At 33.3% G+C, this 16,414-nt stretch carries 14 protein-coding genes; 12 read left to right on the forward strand and 2 right to left on the reverse strand.

From position 1 onward, the window contains the following. The first annotated feature begins 3 nt into the window (after positions 1-3). The 12 genes from ACZYT4_RS06055 (at position 4) to ACZYT4_RS06110 (ending at position 11,695) form a co-directional block, all read left to right on the forward strand. On the forward strand, positions 4-3,762 hold the full coding sequence (locus tag ACZYT4_RS06055) for a phosphoribosylformylglycinamidine synthase (protein WP_463783544.1): 3,759 nt from the start codon (positions 4-6) through the stop codon (positions 3,760-3,762). Next, entirely contained in the window at positions 3,763-5,139 is a 1,377-nt protein-coding gene (gene purB, locus ACZYT4_RS06060) for an adenylosuccinate lyase (protein ID WP_463783546.1), read from the forward strand. 303 nt (positions 5,140-5,442) lie between these two features. Further along, a complete protein-coding gene (locus ACZYT4_RS06065) occupies positions 5,443-5,697 on the forward strand; it encodes a type II toxin-antitoxin system RelB/DinJ family antitoxin (protein WP_463783548.1) in 255 nt (84 codons plus the stop codon). Further along, entirely contained in the window at positions 5,690-5,962 is a 273-nt protein-coding gene (locus ACZYT4_RS06070; RefSeq protein ID WP_463783550.1) for a type II toxin-antitoxin system YafQ family toxin, read from the forward strand. Before ACZYT4_RS06065 ends, ACZYT4_RS06070 begins: the two co-directional genes overlap by 8 nt. Positions 5,963-6,178: 216 nt before the next feature. After that, complete coding sequence (locus tag ACZYT4_RS06075; protein WP_463783553.1) at positions 6,179-6,556, forward strand: hypothetical protein; 378 nt, start codon at positions 6,179-6,181, stop codon at positions 6,554-6,556. A 71-nt stretch (positions 6,557-6,627) separates the two neighbouring features. After that, positions 6,628-7,185, forward strand: coding sequence for a chromate transporter (locus tag ACZYT4_RS06080; RefSeq protein ID WP_463783555.1), 558 nt, complete (start codon positions 6,628-6,630; stop codon positions 7,183-7,185). Next, positions 7,182-7,742 carry a chromate transporter gene (locus ACZYT4_RS06085; RefSeq protein WP_463783767.1) on the forward strand — a complete coding sequence of 187 codons (561 nt, stop codon included), beginning with the start codon at positions 7,182-7,184 and terminating at the stop codon, positions 7,740-7,742. The genes ACZYT4_RS06080 and ACZYT4_RS06085 overlap by 4 nt, the downstream gene beginning before the upstream one ends. Before the next feature lie 179 nt (positions 7,743-7,921). Then, positions 7,922-9,619, forward strand: a complete 1,698-nt coding sequence (locus ACZYT4_RS06090; RefSeq protein WP_463783558.1) for a Na/Pi cotransporter family protein — start codon at positions 7,922-7,924, stop codon at positions 9,617-9,619. Between the two features lie 112 nt (positions 9,620-9,731). Beyond that, complete coding sequence (locus ACZYT4_RS06095; protein ID WP_463783561.1) at positions 9,732-10,106, forward strand: RidA family protein; 375 nt, start codon at positions 9,732-9,734, stop codon at positions 10,104-10,106. Beyond that, on the forward strand, positions 10,084-10,440 hold the full coding sequence (locus tag ACZYT4_RS06100) for a hypothetical protein (RefSeq protein ID WP_463783564.1): 357 nt from the start codon (positions 10,084-10,086) through the stop codon (positions 10,438-10,440). The genes ACZYT4_RS06095 and ACZYT4_RS06100 overlap by 23 nt, the downstream gene beginning before the upstream one ends. A gap of 313 nt (positions 10,441-10,753) precedes the next feature. Next, positions 10,754-10,882 carry a response regulator gene (locus ACZYT4_RS06105; RefSeq protein ID WP_463783567.1) on the forward strand — a complete coding sequence of 43 codons (129 nt, stop codon included), beginning with the start codon at positions 10,754-10,756 and terminating at the stop codon, positions 10,880-10,882. 675 nt (positions 10,883-11,557) lie between these two features. Continuing rightward, on the forward strand, positions 11,558-11,695 hold the full coding sequence (locus ACZYT4_RS06110) for a hypothetical protein (protein ID WP_463783569.1): 138 nt from the start codon (positions 11,558-11,560) through the stop codon (positions 11,693-11,695). Between the two features lie 25 nt (positions 11,696-11,720). Here ACZYT4_RS06110 and ACZYT4_RS06115 read toward each other — a convergent pair whose 3' ends face one another. Both ACZYT4_RS06115 and ACZYT4_RS06120 read right to left on the reverse strand, forming a co-directional pair. Further along, complete coding sequence (locus ACZYT4_RS06115; protein WP_463783572.1) at positions 11,721-14,294, reverse strand: cation-translocating P-type ATPase; 2,574 nt, start codon at positions 14,292-14,294, stop codon at positions 11,721-11,723. Positions 14,295-14,537: 243 nt separating this feature from the next. After that, positions 14,538-16,406: a transglycosylase domain-containing protein gene (locus tag ACZYT4_RS06120; protein ID WP_463783574.1), complete on the reverse strand. Its 1,869-nt coding sequence runs from the start codon at positions 16,404-16,406 to the stop codon at positions 14,538-14,540. Positions 16,407-16,414 lie beyond the last annotated feature (8 nt).

A 16,414-nucleotide genomic window follows, 5' to 3' on the forward strand; every position in this document is an offset into this window, starting at 1 on the left:
AAGATGAGTAAAGTCTATCGTGTATATGTAGAAAAAAAGGAAGCCTATGCTGTTGAGGCCAATGAATTATTGAATAATATTCAAACACAGTTAAAAATCACAACGATTTCATCTTTAAGTGTTGTGAATCGTTATGATATTCAAGGTGTGACTCAAGACGTCTTGAATCAGGGAATTCCGACTATTTTAAGTGAACCTATGGTTGATCAGGTTTATTTGGAAAATTATCCAGTGTCTACTGGAGCAAGAGTTTTTGCAATTGAATTTTTACCTGGGCAATATGATCAAAGGGCAGATGCCTGTGAACAATGCTTCCAAGTATTAACAGGAGAAAAAAATGTCAAAGTAAAATGTGCTAAATTACTTGTTTTCATGGGTGAATTAACTGATGAAGATATGAAACGTATTCAGGATTATCTGATTAACCCTGTTGATCAGCGTCAGGCATCATTAGAAAAACCAGAAGATTTGAGTGATGATGATGTTCATATTGATCCTGTTCCAGTCATTGATGGTTTTATTGATATGAGTGATGATGATTTAAAAGCTTATATTCAGGATAATGGCATGGCTATGAATGAAGATGATTTGAAAGTGACTCAAGATTATTTCAAAAATGAGGAACATAGAAATCCAACAGAAACAGAATTAAAGGTTTTGGATACTTATTGGTCAGATCATTGTCGTCATACAACTTTTGCAACTATTATTACAGATTTAGATATCGAAAATGGTGCGTTTAAAGAAATCTTAGAAAAAGATGTAGAAAACTATAAAACATCACGTCATTTGGTTTATGGTGTCAATACAGATCGTCCATTGACTTTGATGGATTTGGCAACGATTTCTATGAAAGAATTAAGAAAAACAGGTTATTTGGATGATATGGAAGTGTCTCAGGAAATTAATGCCTGTTCTGTAGAATTAACTGTTCATACTGATCAGGGTGATGAAGACTGGCTGTTGATGTTTAAAAATGAAACACATAATCATCCAACAGAAATTGAACCATTTGGTGGAGCAGCGACTTGTTTAGGTGGAGCGATTCGTGACCCATTATCAGGACGTGCCTATGTTTATCAGTCAATGCGTATTACTGGTGCTGGAGATCCAAGACAACCATTGGATGAAACAATGAAAGGAAAGCTTCCACAACGTAAAATCTGTCAGGAAGCAGCCCATGGTTTTTCTAGCTATGGAAATCAGATTGGTTTAACAACTGGTTTTGTACATGAAGTTTATGATGAAGGCTTTTTAGCAAAACGTATGGAATTAGGAGCTGTTGTAGCAGCTGCACCAAAAGATCAGGTGAAACGTTTAGAACCATTAAAGGGACATATTGTCTTATTAATTGGTGGACGTACTGGTCGTGATGGTATTGGTGGCGCAACAGGTTCATCAAAATCACATGAACTCAAAACTACAACAACAGCTGGAGCTGAAGTTCAAAAAGGAAATCCAGTAGAAGAAAGAAAGATTCAAAGATTATTTAGAAATCCAGAAGTTTCAAAACGTATTGTACGTTGTAATGACTTTGGAGCTGGTGGTGTTTGTGTTGCAGTTGGAGAATTGGCTGATGGATTGGATATTAATTTAGATGCTGTCCTTAAAAAATATGAAGGTTTAACAGGAACTGAACTTGCTATCTCTGAATCACAGGAACGTATGGCGATTGTCATTGATCCTTGTGATGAAGCTTTTATCAAAGATGCTTGTGATCAGGAAAACTTGGAAGTTGTCAAAGTTGCAACAGTCACAGATAAGAATCGTTTAACGATGACATATATGGGACAGACAGTTGTTGATATTGACCGTGCTTTCTTAGATAAGAATGGGGCTTCTCGTTATCAGAATATTAAAGTTGAATTACCTGATTTTACAAAAACACCTTTTGATGCACAGAAACAGGAATCTTTTGTGCAAACATCAAAAGACGTTTTAAGTCGTTTATCAGTATGTAGTCAAAAAGGTCTTGTTGAACGTTTTGACTCTTCAATTGGCAATGGAACTGTTTTATCTCCTTTTGGTGGAAAAACATTAAGAACAGAAACTGAAGGAATGGCTGCTTTAATTCCAGTTTTAGGAAAAGAAACAACAACTTGTTCATTAATGAGTTATGGATATAATCCAGTGATTTCAAAATGGTCTCCTTATCATGGAGCTATGTATGCGATTGTTGAATCTATTGCAAAAATTGTCGCAATGGGTGGAGATTATCATACGATTCGTTTCTCTTTCCAAGAATACTTTGAAAAATTACTTGATGTTCCTGAAAAATGGGGAAAACCATTTGCAGCATTACTTGGTGCCTATCGTGTACAGTCTGAAATGAAACTGCCATCTATTGGTGGCAAAGATTCAATGTCTGGATCATTTGAAAATATCCATGTGCCACCAACATTAGTCTCTTTTGCAATTACCGGAGCCGATGTACATGATGTCATGACACCTGAATTAAAAGCAGCAGGACATACATTGGTTGAAGTGATGTTACCTAAAGATGCATTCCATATTTATGACTTTGATGCTTTAAAAGTACAATATGATGGCATTATGAAATTGATGAAAGATCATCAAGTTTATAGTGCTTATACAGTTAAAGATGGTGGGGTTATTGAAGCTGTTTATAAAATGGCTTTTGGAAATGCGATTGGTGTGCAATTCAATAATGAATTATCATTAGAAAGCTTAGTGCAAAAAGACTATGGACATATGATTCTAGAAGTGGAAAATGATTCCATTGTGACATTACCACATACAAGAATCATTGGACATACAATAGAATCATCTGATATGATATATCGTGATGAAACTTTATCATTAGATGAAGCTTATCATGTCTTTGAATCTGTTTTAGATGATGTCTATCCAACAAAAGAAAAAGCACCAACATCAGATATGATTGTGAAAGATTGTCATGAAAGAAGTCCATTAAAGGCAAAACAGACTTATGATGAGGTCAAAGTTGTGATTCCTGTTTTCCCAGGAACAAACTGTGAATATGATTCAAAACGTGCATTTGAACGTGCAGGTGCAACAGTACAGCTTGTTTTAATGAGAAATAAAACTGCTCAGGAAATGAAAGCTTCTGTTGATGAACTGGAAAAAGCCATTCGCAGTGCTCAAATTATGATGTTACCAGGTGGATTCAGTGCTGGTGATGAACCAGAAGGGTCAGGAAAATTTATTGCGACTGTCTTAAGAAATCCAAGATTAAAGAGTGCTATCGATGATTTATTAGACAATCGTGATGGTCTGATGATTGGAATCTGTAATGGGTTCCAGGCTCTTGTGAAATTAGGATTACTTCCTTATGGGCATATCAAAGACATGGATGAAAATGATCCAACATTAACATTCAATACAATTGGACGCCACTTATCTCAGATGGTTAATACAAGAATTGCGTCTGTACGTTCACCATGGTTAACTGGTGTCAATGTTGGTGATATTCATACAGTACCGATCTCTCATGGAGAAGGACGTTTTGTGGCACCAAAAGAAGTCATTGAAAAACTGTTTGAAAATGGACAGGTATTTAGTCAATATGTTGATGAAAATGGACAACCAACAATGGTTTCACCATATAATCCTAATGGATCAATGATGGCGATTGAAGGTATTATTTCTTGTGATGGAAGAGTCTTAGGAAAAATGGCTCATAGTGAACGTCAAGGTGAAAATAGAAATAAGAATATTTATGGTGACATGGATCAGAAATTATTTGAAGCGGGCGTAAATTATTTTAAAGGTGGTAAATAAATGGAAAAACAAGTTTTTGAAAGTATGACAATTTGTCCTTTAGATGGACGTTATGCAAATATTAAAGAATCTTTAGCTGAATATTTCAGCGAATATGCTTTGGTCAAATATCGTGTTTTTGTAGAAATTCAATGGTTGAAGTTTTTAATTGAAAATGTTGAAAGTGATATCCTAAAGAAATTTGATCAGTCTCATATGAAACAGATAGAAAAGATTGCCGATGAATTTGATGAAGATGCTTTTGCTAAAATTAAAGACATTGAAGCAACAACACGTCATGATGTCAAAGCTGTTGAATATTATATTGGAAATACTTTAAAGGAAATGGGATATGATTATCTGATCAGCTTTGTTCATATTGGATGTACTTCAGAAGATATTAATAATACATCTTATGCCTGTATGATTAAACATGGTTTAAAGGATGTTTGGTTAAAGAAAGCTAAAGAAGTTGTCGATGCCATGAATAAATGGGCTGTCGAACATAGTGATGATGCAATGCTTGCACATACCCATGGACAGCCAGCCACACCAACAACAATTGGTAAAGAATTTAAAGTTTATGCTTATCGTTTTGCTTCTAGCATTGAAAATATTGAAAATATTCAGATTAAAGCCAAGTTTAATGGGGCTACTGGTAACTATAGTGCTATCTTAACAGCATTCCCACGCCTTGACTGGCCTGCTTTAGCAAAGAAATTTGTGGAAGACTATTTAGGGTTAACATTCAATCCATTAACAACACAAATTGAAAGCCATGACTATACTTGTCATATTTTAGATGGTATTCGTCATTTCAATAATATTTTAATGGATTTAGATGTTGATATGTGGCTTTATATTTCTATGGAATATTTTAAACAGATTCCAGTTCAAGGTGAAGTTGGAAGCAGTACAATGCCTCATAAGGTCAATCCTATTCGCTTTGAAAACAGTGAAGCCAATGCTGATATGTCTAATCATATCTGTGTTGCCTTATCTAATAAACTTCCTAAATCACGTATGCAAAGAGATTTATCTGATTCATCAAGTCAGAGAAATTTAGGCCTAGCCTTTGGTTATTCTTTACAGGCTATGAATGAAACATTAAATGGTCTTGCTAAATGTGTTGTTAATAAAGAAAAGCTTGCAGCTGATTTAAACGAAAAATGGGAAGTTTTAGCTGAACCTATTCAAACAATGTTAAGAAAATATGGTGTCCCTGATGCTTATGATACTTTAAAAGCTCTCACAAGAGGTAAGAGTATTTCTAAAGAAGATATCTTGAAATTTGCTGAAAGTCTTGATATTTTATCTGACGAAGATCGTGAAACATTGATTCATATGACACCTGCTTCTTATATTGGAAAAGCAAGTGAACTTGCCAAAATGAAATAGTAAGGTCCCTCTTTTGAGGGATCTTTTTGCATAATGAACAGTTATGCTGTTAAAAATGAACTCATAAAGAAGAAAAACTTAATAAAAGACATCATTGTTCAATAGACATTAAGAGAAGAATAGTCACTGAAAAAGGAATTATTTTTTTCTATTGTTTTAATAGTTTATATCCTTTTATAGTAAAAAAATAAGATAACATAGTGTATAAAACTCTTGAAACTGCATATATTATTAATGTAATTCAATGTATTGACAATGAATTACATTTTGCTATAATAATGGTAAGAAGGAGGCGAATGAGATATGGCGCAAATGAGTTTTAGAATCAATGATTCAATCAAAAAAGATTTCGAAAAGATATGTGAAGAACTTGGCTTGAATCCTACAACTGCCTTGACTATTTTCATTATGAAAATGTGCAGAGAGCATAGAATACCGTTTGAAGTTTCTCTATATAATAGTGATACTCTTAAAATATTAGATGAAACGACTAGAAACCAGAATCTCAGTCAAACATTTGATACTGTAGATGAATTATTCGATGATTTAGATGCTTAAAATCAGATATCATAATGCCTTTAAAAAAGACTATAAGTTAATGAAGAAACGTGGAATGAAATTGGAAAAGCTGAAATACGTCGTTAATGAATTGGCTAATCAGCATCCACTTGATGAAAAATACCGAGACCATGAACTGATGGGCAATTATAGAAGTTTTAGAGAATGTCATATTGAGCCCGATTGGCTTCTCATTTATAGAATAGAAAAAGATGAACTAACACTTGTGTTGGTTCGTACAGGAATACATTCTGATTTATTTTAGAATGAAATTCAGAGTCCCTCTTTGAGGGCTCTTTTTATTTCTTACAAAAAAGTGCCTACTTGTTAGATCAAGACATTATATTTATAATCATCATTGAAATATGAAAATGTGTTGAAAATAATGAGCTATGAGTAAAACATAATTTTTTTATTTGAGTGAAAGAAAAGAAATATGGATCTCTGTATGATATAATACCTTATAAAGGGAGATGAAATCATGGGGTATAGACATCTTTATAATCCTGGATTATCAAAGGACATGTTAAAGAAAATCAATGAGAGAATATATGCATTAGATGAAGTGGAAGATATTTATAAAGTGTTAAATAATCATTATCAGGCAAAAAATAAAGGTTGGATTCGAGCCATAGCTATCACTATGATTTGCCTTTTTGGTGTTGGAATACTGGGCTTGAGTCAGGTTCAAAGTCGCGCTTTTATGATTTATTTGGGTTCATTAGTTGTGGTATGTCTGTTATGTCTTGTGATATTGATTTATGCAAAAATTAATTTTGTAGATAAGGAAATCAGACAGTTTCGACAAGCTCTGGCAATAGGTTATCCAGAATTATATGAGAGATTTTTCGTGAAATAAAGATAATCTTTACATAAAACAGATGTTAACTTTGGTTATCATGATATGATGTGATGAGGGAGTGATTCAATGTGAAAAAGAAGCAATTGTGGAAATTGTTTATTTCCACATTTTATTTAAGTGCTTTTACTTTTGGTGGTGGTTATGTCATTGTGACATTAATGCGTAAAAAATTTGTAGATGAATATCATTGGATTGAAGAAGATGAAATGTTGGATTTGGTTGCTATTGCTCAATCTTCGCCAGGGGCTATTGCCGTAAATGGAGCTATTGTCATTGGATATAAACTTGCAGGTATCATAGGTGTTGTAATCAGTGTTTTAGCAGCTATTCTACCTCCTTTTTTCATTATCACATTGGTTTCATCTTTTTATGCATTTTTTAAGGATAATCCATTGGTAGCTGCAATGCTAGAAGGAATGCAGGCTGGAGTTGGAGCAGTCATTACAGCGGTTGTTTTTGAAATGGGTGCTGGTATCTTGAAAGAAAAAAATATTTTATATCTTTTGATCATGTTATGTTCATTTGTTGCAACATATGTTTTCAATATCAATGTTGTTTTTGTGATTTTGCTATGTATGTTGATTGGTATCATCAAAACTTATCTGGAAAAGAGGTTTGTACAATGATTTATTGGCAGTTGTTTTTAAGTTTTATACAGATTGGAGCCTTGAGTTTTGGAGGTGGATATGCCGCCATGCCACTGATACAAAATCAGGTCGTTGATATTCACCATTGGCTTAGTGTTGGAGAATTTAATGATCTTGTGACTATTTCACAAATGACACCGGGGCCTATTGCCATTAATTCAGCAACCTTTGTCGGTGAGAAAATAGGTGGTTTATGGGGTGCTGTCATTGCCACAATTGGATGTATTTTACCTTCTTTAATCATCGTGACACTTATTGCTTATTTTTATATGAAATATCGTCATCTTGAATCTTTACAAAGCGTTTTGAATGTTTTAAGACCTGCAGTTGTTGCGATGATTGCCTCAGCTGGGATTTCGATTATTGTGACAGCTGTCTTTGGTGAACAGGCCATCATAGCTTGGACGCATTTAAAAGTGAATATGCTGGTTATTTTTATCATCTGTCTATTTTTGCTTTTAAAATATAAGATGAGTCCGATTGCTGTTATGTTAATAGGTGGGTTGTGTGAAGTCTTTTATCAGTTTCTTTTATGATAAGAGTTCTCTATTTGTGATTTTCGTTAAAATGGATTACGAATGTATGATTTAAAGACGATTTTTTATGAAAATCAAAAAAGAAATATGTCGATATTTATGTTAAGATTGTGTTAAAAATATTTACATTATGTAAAGAATATGTTAAGTTTTAGTTGTATATAAATAGGAGGGACATGATGGAACTGACAAACATATTCTCTTTACTTGGAGGGTTAGCTTTATTCCTTTATGGAATGACAATGATGTCCAATGGTCTAGAGCTGGCAGCCGGGAATAAGATGAAGTCAATTTTAGAGAAATTGACATCAAATCGTTTTTTAGGTGTTGCAGTGGGAGCTTTGATTACAGCGATTATTCAATCATCTTCAGCAACAACAGTCATGGTTGTAGGTTTTGTGAATGCTGGATTGATGCAATTAACAAATGCAGTTTGGGTCATTATGGGTGCCAATATTGGAACCACGATTACAGGACAGCTGATTGCTTTAGATATCACTGCATTAGCACCAATTATTGCCTTTGTAGGTGTTGTCTTGATAGCATTCTTTAAAAGCAAGACACTGGATGCATTTGGCGAAATTATCGCTGGTTTAGGTATTTTATTTATGGGGATGGAAATGATGTCAACAGCGATGGCACCATTAAGAAATTCACCAGAATTTGCGAGTCTTGTAGCAAACTTCCAGAATCCATTGATTGGTATTTTAGTCGGAGCAGTCTTTACAGCTATTATCCAATCTTCATCAGCTTCTGTAGGAATTTTGCAGGCTCTAGCAATGAGTGGAGTCGTCACTTTACCATCAGCAATCTATGTTTTATTTGGACAAAATATTGGAACATGTATTACAGCTGTTTTAGCAGCAATTGGAACGAATCGTAATGCCAAACGAACAACGATTATTCATTTATCATTTAATATTATTGGAACAATTATATTCGTAATTATCAGTTTGGTGACACCATTTGCGACATTTATGGCATCTTTAACACCAACAAATCCAGCAGCACAGATTGCCAATGTACATACGTTATTTAATGTTGTGACAACAATTGTTTTATTACCAGTTGGTACAAAGTTAGTTGATTTATCATTCTTGATTTTACCTGAAAAACCTGAATTAGAAGGAAAGATGGAATTAAAATACTTGGATTTCAATATCTTTACAAATGATTATCATATTGGAACAAGTGCTATTGCTAATACACAATTGTTTAATGAAACACAAAATATGTTAGAAGTGGCTATTGATAATGTACGAAAGTCTTTTGAATTACTGATAGATTTTAAGGAAGATAAGTATGAAAAATTACAGAAAAATGAAGACTATATCAACTTCCTGAATAAGAATATTGTTGAATTTACAACAAATGCGATTTCAACTGAATTTCCAGTAGAGGGTGCACAGGCAATCGGATTGTTTATGAAAATCTCTTCTGATATTGAAAGAATTGGAGATCATGCGATGAACATTGCTCAAAGAGCAGAAGCCCTTTATAAGAGTGATCGTCATTTTTCACATGAAGCTATGGATGAAATTGGCATTATGAGTAGTCTTTGTGTGAATATTCTTGATGAATTGAAAATTATGAACTATGATGAATTTAGTGGCATCGTAGATAAAGTCGACGTGATTGAAGAGAATATTGATAAAACACATCATCAATTTACTATTAATCAGTTAGTCAGATTAAAAGATAAAAAATGTACAACAGAAAACAGTGTTGTTTATACAAAAATATTAACAGATTTTGAAAGAATTGGAGATCATGGTTTGAATATTGCGAAAGGATTCTATAAAGCAAGAGAGGCTATGAAAGCCATGAAAATGATGAAACCAGAGATGGTTGAAGATTCAAAAACAGTGAATGCATAAATGGGACTTTACAAAAAAGTCCTTTTTTATGTCCTTGATATTGAAAGAAAAATATAGTCGAGTTTATGAAAATTTGCTATAATAAATAAAAATATATAAGGAGGTATTATGAATGAAAAAAGTAGTTCAGACAGATAAAGCACCTGGAGCTATTGGTCCATATAGTCAAGGGATTGATTTAGGAGATATGATTTTCTTTTCAGGGCAGATTCCTTTAAATCCTCAAACTGGAGAAATGCCAGAAGGTATTGAGGCTCAGACAAAACAAGCTTTGGATAATGTGAAAGGATTATTAGAAAGCCAAAATTTAGATTTTTCTCATGTTGTAAAGACAACCGTATTTTTAAATGATATGAATGATTTCAATACTGTGAATGGCATTTATGCTCAATACTTTGTAGAGCCATATCCTGCTAGAAGTGCCATTGAGGTTGCAAGTTTACCTAAAGGTGCACTTATCGAAGTTGAAGTTATTGCAGTCAAATAAAATTATTATTTTAGCAGAAAGATTTCAGCAATATATACGTGTCTATTATCATGATGGACATAGTGAAATTGTTTTGGAAGATATCAAAACATATGTTCATCAAAGAAAAACACGTGGATATAAAAATGCTATTCTATTTGATGAAAATTGGTTATATCCAACAATGAATCAAAGGGATGAAGACTGTTGTTGGATTAATCTGCATTATTTAAAAAATGCGAATGTATTCTATCGACAACTGTTAAAGCAGAAAAATTTGTATCAAAAAGCTAAAATGATGTATATGAAACAAATACAAAAGAATATGAATACATATGATATGAAGGAGAATTAGGAAATGTTGTTTCTAATTCTCCTTGTTTTTTTCAAAAGGTTTCATAGTCAGTATTTGATTTTTTAAAGAATATATGGGGTTATATTGAAATGGAAGAAAGATTTTTGATGGAGAAGTGAATGTTTTTAATGAGGCCCTCTCATGTATAATAAAAAATAATAGGTGATAAAATGGAGAAAAGATATATTAGAAGATGATTATGAAATTCATTGATTGAAAATGGGGATCGGGCCATAACAGTATCTCTCTTCATTATCTTTGATTTTGTTGGATCTTGTCATGCCAGATATAAATGGTTTTGAAGTTTTGATATATGAACAAGTATCAGTGGATTCATGATATCCCTGTCATTATCATTTCATCAGAAAATTCTGGACAATCTATCGCACGTGTTGATGATCTTGGAACCAGTGATTTTATCAATAGACCTTTTTCAGGTTAATATTGTGAGAAAACGTGTTTGTAATGTGATTACATTTTATTCTAAGCAAAAACAGCTTAAATGTTTTGTAGCTAAGCGATTTACCCTAAAGAAAAGCTTAGCCATTCTTGATCTCAGTGTTAAGTTATATCGTTGAGTTTAGAAATGGAAGGGGCAGTGAACTGCATATTGTTCATATCCTTATGATTACAGAAAAATTGTTGTAGCCATTATCAAAGCAAAAAACATCTTATATCATGACACAGCAGGATATCTTATTGATGCTCATGGCATTGTTTTTACATGATATTGGAAAATTTATATTCCTGATGATATCTTAAATAAGCCGACACTTTTAATTTCTGAAGAGTTTGAAAATATGAAGGTTCATTCACGAATGGTTTCTTTAGCAGATGTCTATGATGCTTTGACGAGTGAGAGATGTTATAAAAAGTTTTTCTATATATAAATAGTATTCAAAATGATTTTAGATGGAGAAAGTGAAATTTTAATCCTATTTTTTAAAATGTCTAGTGGATAGACAATCTATCATATTTATCTCTTGCCGAATATCTGGAAAAAACAGGAATGGCAACCTGAATGTTTTTTGGAACCACAAGACTTGGTTTCAACTATGGAAGCTTTATTATATATGGCCTAACCCGACAAACCATTTGTTCTGAGAGGTCTAATCTCATGCTTTGGTTCTCGTTGGATTTATCCACTAAAGGTATTGTTGCACATGGTCAGGAAATTCAAGATCAAGGTGCTCGCTATTGTGATTGTCCAGCATGTACTTTAGTTGAAAGTGTTTTAAAACAATTGGAATCATAATAAAAAGCAAGTCGTGTGACTTGCTTTATTTTGTAAGCATTTTTCTTGCTTGAATAATAATTGTTGGAAGAAGTGCAAAACCATAGATAACAAGTAATTGTGTGATTGAAATCGTATGGATTAAGAAGAGTCCATGCATTGCTGGAACAAATAAGATAAAGTGTAATAATGCAAATCCAATCAGGAATGCAATAATACTTGATTGATTTGAGAAAAGTCCAATCTTTGAAAGTGGTTGGTTACTACGACAGTTGAATCCATGTAATAAACGAGCTAAACAAATTGTAGCAAATGCCATTGTTGAAGCTGTTAATAGATCACCTTTTAAACCAGTTAAATAAGAACACATTGTACATATAGCAATGACAATACCTTCAAAGCCTATTTGCATAAATGTGGCTTTGTTAAGAATAGAATCATCTGATTTACGTGGCTTTTCTTTTAAGACATCATTACGTCCTGCTTCCATTCCAATGGCAATCGCAGGAAGTGAATCTGTAATCAGGTTCATAAATAACAAATGAACTGGATAGAATGGTGTTGGTAAGAGCAGTAATGATGCAATAAAGACGCAGATAATACCAGCAAAGTTTCCTGATAACAGGTAGTTGATAGAGTTTTTGATATTACGATAGACATTACGTCCAGTAATAACTGCTTTGACAATTGTTGAGAAGTTATCATCTGTTAAGATCATGTTTGCAGCATCTTTAGACACTTCTGTACCTGTAATTCCCATGGCAACACCGATATCACTTTGTTTTAAGGCTGGAGCATCATTGACACCATCACCCGTCATAGCAACGATATCGCCACGTTTTTGCCATGCTTTGACAATACGAATTTTATGTTCTGGCGCAACACGAGCATAAACACTGATATGTGTTAATTTTTGATCAAGCTCTTCATCGCTCATTTGATTTAATTGCTGACCATCAATAGATAAGTCACCATCTTCATAAATACCAATTTTTTTAGCGATACTTCTGGCAGTGACAACATGGTCACCAGTAATCATAATAGGTTTGATTCCTGCCATTTTACATTTGGCAACAGCGTCAGCACTTTCAGGTCTTGGTGGATCCATTAAAGAAACAAGACCAACAAATGTTAAATCATTTTCATCATCTAATTGAATCTCTTTTTTATCTAAATCTTTATAGGCAAAACCTAAGACACGTAATCCTTCATTTGCATAATTTTGATTTTGTTGAAGGATTTCATTTTTATAACGTTCTGTTAAAGCTTCTTTGTGTCCATTGATAAGAATTGATGTACATCTTTGTAAAATGACATCTGGAGCACCTTTCGTATATAAATGATTTAAAGAAGAGACACTCATTAATTTACGATCTGAATCAAATGGTAACTCATTTTGACGAACTGCTGTGTTTTCAAATTCTGGATTGTTTTGAGTATGAAGATGAACCAAATCAATTAAAGCTAACTCAGTTGGATCTCCAATTCTTTGTTCTCCATTGATAACAGCATTATTACATAATAAACAAGCTTTTAATAAAACATTGTGATCATGATTATGACTATCTAAATCATTAATTTGTAATAATTTGTTGTTTAAAAAGATTGTTTGAGGTGTCATTTTGTTTTGTGTCAATGTTCCTGTTTTATCACTACAGATAACAGAAACACAACCTAAGCTTTCTACTGAATTTAAGTTTTTAATGATGGCATTTTCTTTGACCATCTTTTGTGTACTCATTGATAAAACAATAGTCACTATAGAACTTAAAGCTTCTGGAATAGCAGCAACAGCTAAGGCAACTGCAATCATTAAAGCATCAAGTAAGGACTCATGTGCTAAGAAAATATTTAATGCTAAAACAAGCGCACAAATGAACATGATAGCTACAGATAATTTTCCACTGAAATCATCTAAGCTTTTTTGTAATGGTGTTTTACGATCTTTGGCTTCATTTAACATTGAAGCAATTTTTCCGATTTCCGTATTCATACCAATACTTGTGACAACATAACGACCTGTCCCATTTGTAACCAGGCTGCCAGAAAAAGCCATGTTTTTTTGATCACCAACAATAACTTCATGATCAATGATATCAGTTGTTTTATCCACACTGTCAACTTCACCTGTTAGAGCACTTTCGTTGATTTGTAATGAAGCTGATTCAATAATACGTCCATCACCACTGACAACATCTCCAGCTTCAATTTGAACAATATCACCAATTGTTAATTCATTGGAATTGAGTTCACATAATTGACCATCACGAATGACTTTGACTTTAGGAATAGAAAGCTTTTTCAAACTTTCTAATGATTTTTCTGCTTTGAGTGTTTGAACAGTTCCTAAAATAGCATTAATGACAATAACGATCACAATAACAAGCGTACTTTCCAATTGTCCGCTTAAACCAGAAATAATCGCAGCAATAATCAAAATAATAACTAATAAATCCTGAAACTGTTTTAAGAAAATCATTAACGGATTTTCTTTTTTCTTTTCAGCCAATTCATTTTTTCCATACTTTTCTAATCTTGCAGATGCTTCCTGGTTAGATAAACCATTGACTGTTGTTTGACATTCTTTTAATGTTTCTTCAATACTTTTTTGATAATACATTGTTTTTCCTCCATTCATCATCTTCAACAAACAAAAAAGACAAGTTCGCTAAAGATTTCTTATTCTTTAACGAGTCTTGTCTTTAAGATGTACCAGAATAATAAATTATTCGCGATTGTTGATAACATCACACATATTGTGAGACTACTCCCTCATTGCCATTATATTAACATACTCCCCAAAATATGTAAATAGAAAATCATTGTGTTTTTTGATGAGAAATAGAACCTATTCTATAATTTTTTAGCTGCTTTTAAACCAGTAGACAAGACCATTTTCCTGGTATTCACCACTGATAGGATTAATAGGAATTTGTTGCAGAGATGAAGTGGGTTCATACCACAGATTCTCCTTTTGCAAGGCATTAGCCATAGTCTGAAAAATGACTTTGGGAATTCTTGTATCAGAAGTCATATTCATTTCACGGTTATCATCATAGCCACACCAGCTTAAAATCGTATATTTGGGATTATAACCAGCACACAAAGAATCATAGGGAGTAGAACCTGTTTTGGCAGCGAAAGTTGCTTCTGTGGGATAGTTGATCATTGTTGGTGTTGCATAAGATTGAAAAGCTTTTTCAAATGGGCTCGTTAACAGTTGACTGATCATTAAACAGCTGTCCTGATTGAGGAGCTGTTTATTTTGTGGTTGATATTCATAGAGCACATCACCATCATTATTGGTAATTTTTGTAATGGTATGGGTTTGATTATAAATGCCTGCATGAGCTAGTGTTGTATAAATAGCAGAAAAATCATAGACATTGGTATTCAGTGTTCCTAGAGCTAAAGATGGATGTGGCGAAATATGCTGATAACCAAATTGTGATAGCGTATTGACGAGAGCCTGTTCACCTAAAAAGAGATGTGTTTTAACAGCATAGATATTATCACTTACAGCGATAGCCTGAGCCATTGTAATGTCTTGATTGGCATATTTCTGATTGAAATTTGTGGGTGTGTAAGTTTCGCCATTGGCTAATTGAAAAGTCGTGGCTTCACTTTTGAACTTGGTTGTGGGAGTAAAGCCATTTTCCAAGGCAATATAATATAACAATGGTTTAATGCTTGAACCGACCTGTCGGGAAGCCTGAGTAGCACGATTGAATTGAGAAGAAGCATAATCTTTACCTCCAATCAAAGCAAGAACACCCGAACTTTGACTATCTAAAATAATGCTGGATACTTCTAGTTCATCGCGGTCTTTCATTTCTTTCGCAACAGTTTCATTGAGCTGATCTTGAATGTCTGTATCTAAAGTTGTTTGGACATTGAGTCCCTGACTGACATATTCTTCTTTATAGAAACCAAGATCTTTGAGTTCACTAATGACAGTATCTCTATAATAAGGATAAGCACATTGAATTGTTGTAGAAGGATTTTCATTTAATTGGAAAGGGGTCTGATAAGCTAAATCAGCTTCTTTTTGGGTGATTTGTTTTTCAGACACCATTGCATCCAAAACCACTTTTTGTCTTTCTTTAGCTGCTTTTTCATCTTTAAATGGCGAATAATATTCAGGTCCATTAATCACTCCAGCCAACATACTCGCTTCATTTAAATCTAAATCAGCTGGTTTCTTATGAAAATAATAAAGACTGGCATTTTTAATACCATAGATACCATGTCCAAAATAAACCGTATTGATATATCCCTGTAAAATCGTATTTTTATCATAATGTGTTTCTAAACGTACTGCTAAAAAAGCTTCCTGAATTTTTCTTGACCAGGTTTTTTCATTATTTAAAAACATCAGTCTGGCATACTGTTGTGTAATCGTACTAGCTCCTTCCACATTGCCATTTTCACTTATATTGGCTTTTATAGCACGAATGATACCAATGGGATCAAAACCACGATGTTCATAAAAACGATGATCTTCAATCGCAACAATTCCTTTTAAAAAATAGGGTGAAACATCTTTGAGTGCGATATCATTACTTTGTTGTTGTGATTGATAAAAAAGTTGCTGTTTTTGATCATACATTTTGATAATATGATCACCACTTAAATCTGGAGCTTCAATCACATAACTGATTGTATAAACACCAATCATAAATAAAAAACCAGCTATGATGACTCTTCTTAACCATTTGATTATTTTTTTCAATACACATC

It is taken from the genome of Massilimicrobiota sp. mt181, assembly GCF_055420065.1.

What these genes read in the sequence shown, in the direction of transcription:
- ACZYT4_RS06055 (WP_463783544.1), top strand. Translation starts at nt 4, where the DNA reads ATGAGTAAAGTCTATCGTGTATATGTAGAAAAAAAGGAAGCCTATGCT.
- purB (WP_463783546.1), top strand. Translation starts at nt 3,763, where the DNA reads ATGGAAAAACAAGTTTTTGAAAGTATGACAATTTGTCCTTTAGATGGA.
- ACZYT4_RS06065 (WP_463783548.1), top strand. Translation starts at nt 5,443, where the DNA reads ATGGCGCAAATGAGTTTTAGAATCAATGATTCAATCAAAAAAGATTTC.
- ACZYT4_RS06070 (WP_463783550.1), top strand. Translation starts at nt 5,690, where the DNA reads ATGCTTAAAATCAGATATCATAATGCCTTTAAAAAAGACTATAAGTTA.
- ACZYT4_RS06075 (WP_463783553.1), top strand. Translation starts at nt 6,179, where the DNA reads ATGGGGTATAGACATCTTTATAATCCTGGATTATCAAAGGACATGTTA.
- ACZYT4_RS06085 (WP_463783767.1), top strand. Translation starts at nt 7,182, where the DNA reads ATGATTTATTGGCAGTTGTTTTTAAGTTTTATACAGATTGGAGCCTTG.
- ACZYT4_RS06090 (WP_463783558.1), top strand. Translation starts at nt 7,922, where the DNA reads ATGGAACTGACAAACATATTCTCTTTACTTGGAGGGTTAGCTTTATTC.
- ACZYT4_RS06095 (WP_463783561.1), top strand. Translation starts at nt 9,732, where the DNA reads ATGAAAAAAGTAGTTCAGACAGATAAAGCACCTGGAGCTATTGGTCCA.
- ACZYT4_RS06105 (WP_463783567.1), top strand. Translation starts at nt 10,754, where the DNA reads ATGAACAAGTATCAGTGGATTCATGATATCCCTGTCATTATCATTTCA.
- ACZYT4_RS06110 (WP_463783569.1), top strand. Translation starts at nt 11,558, where the DNA reads ATGCTTTGGTTCTCGTTGGATTTATCCACTAAAGGTATTGTTGCACAT.
- ACZYT4_RS06115 (WP_463783572.1), bottom strand. Translation starts at nt 14,294, where the DNA reads ATGTATTATCAAAAAAGTATTGAAGAAACATTAAAAGAATGTCAAACA.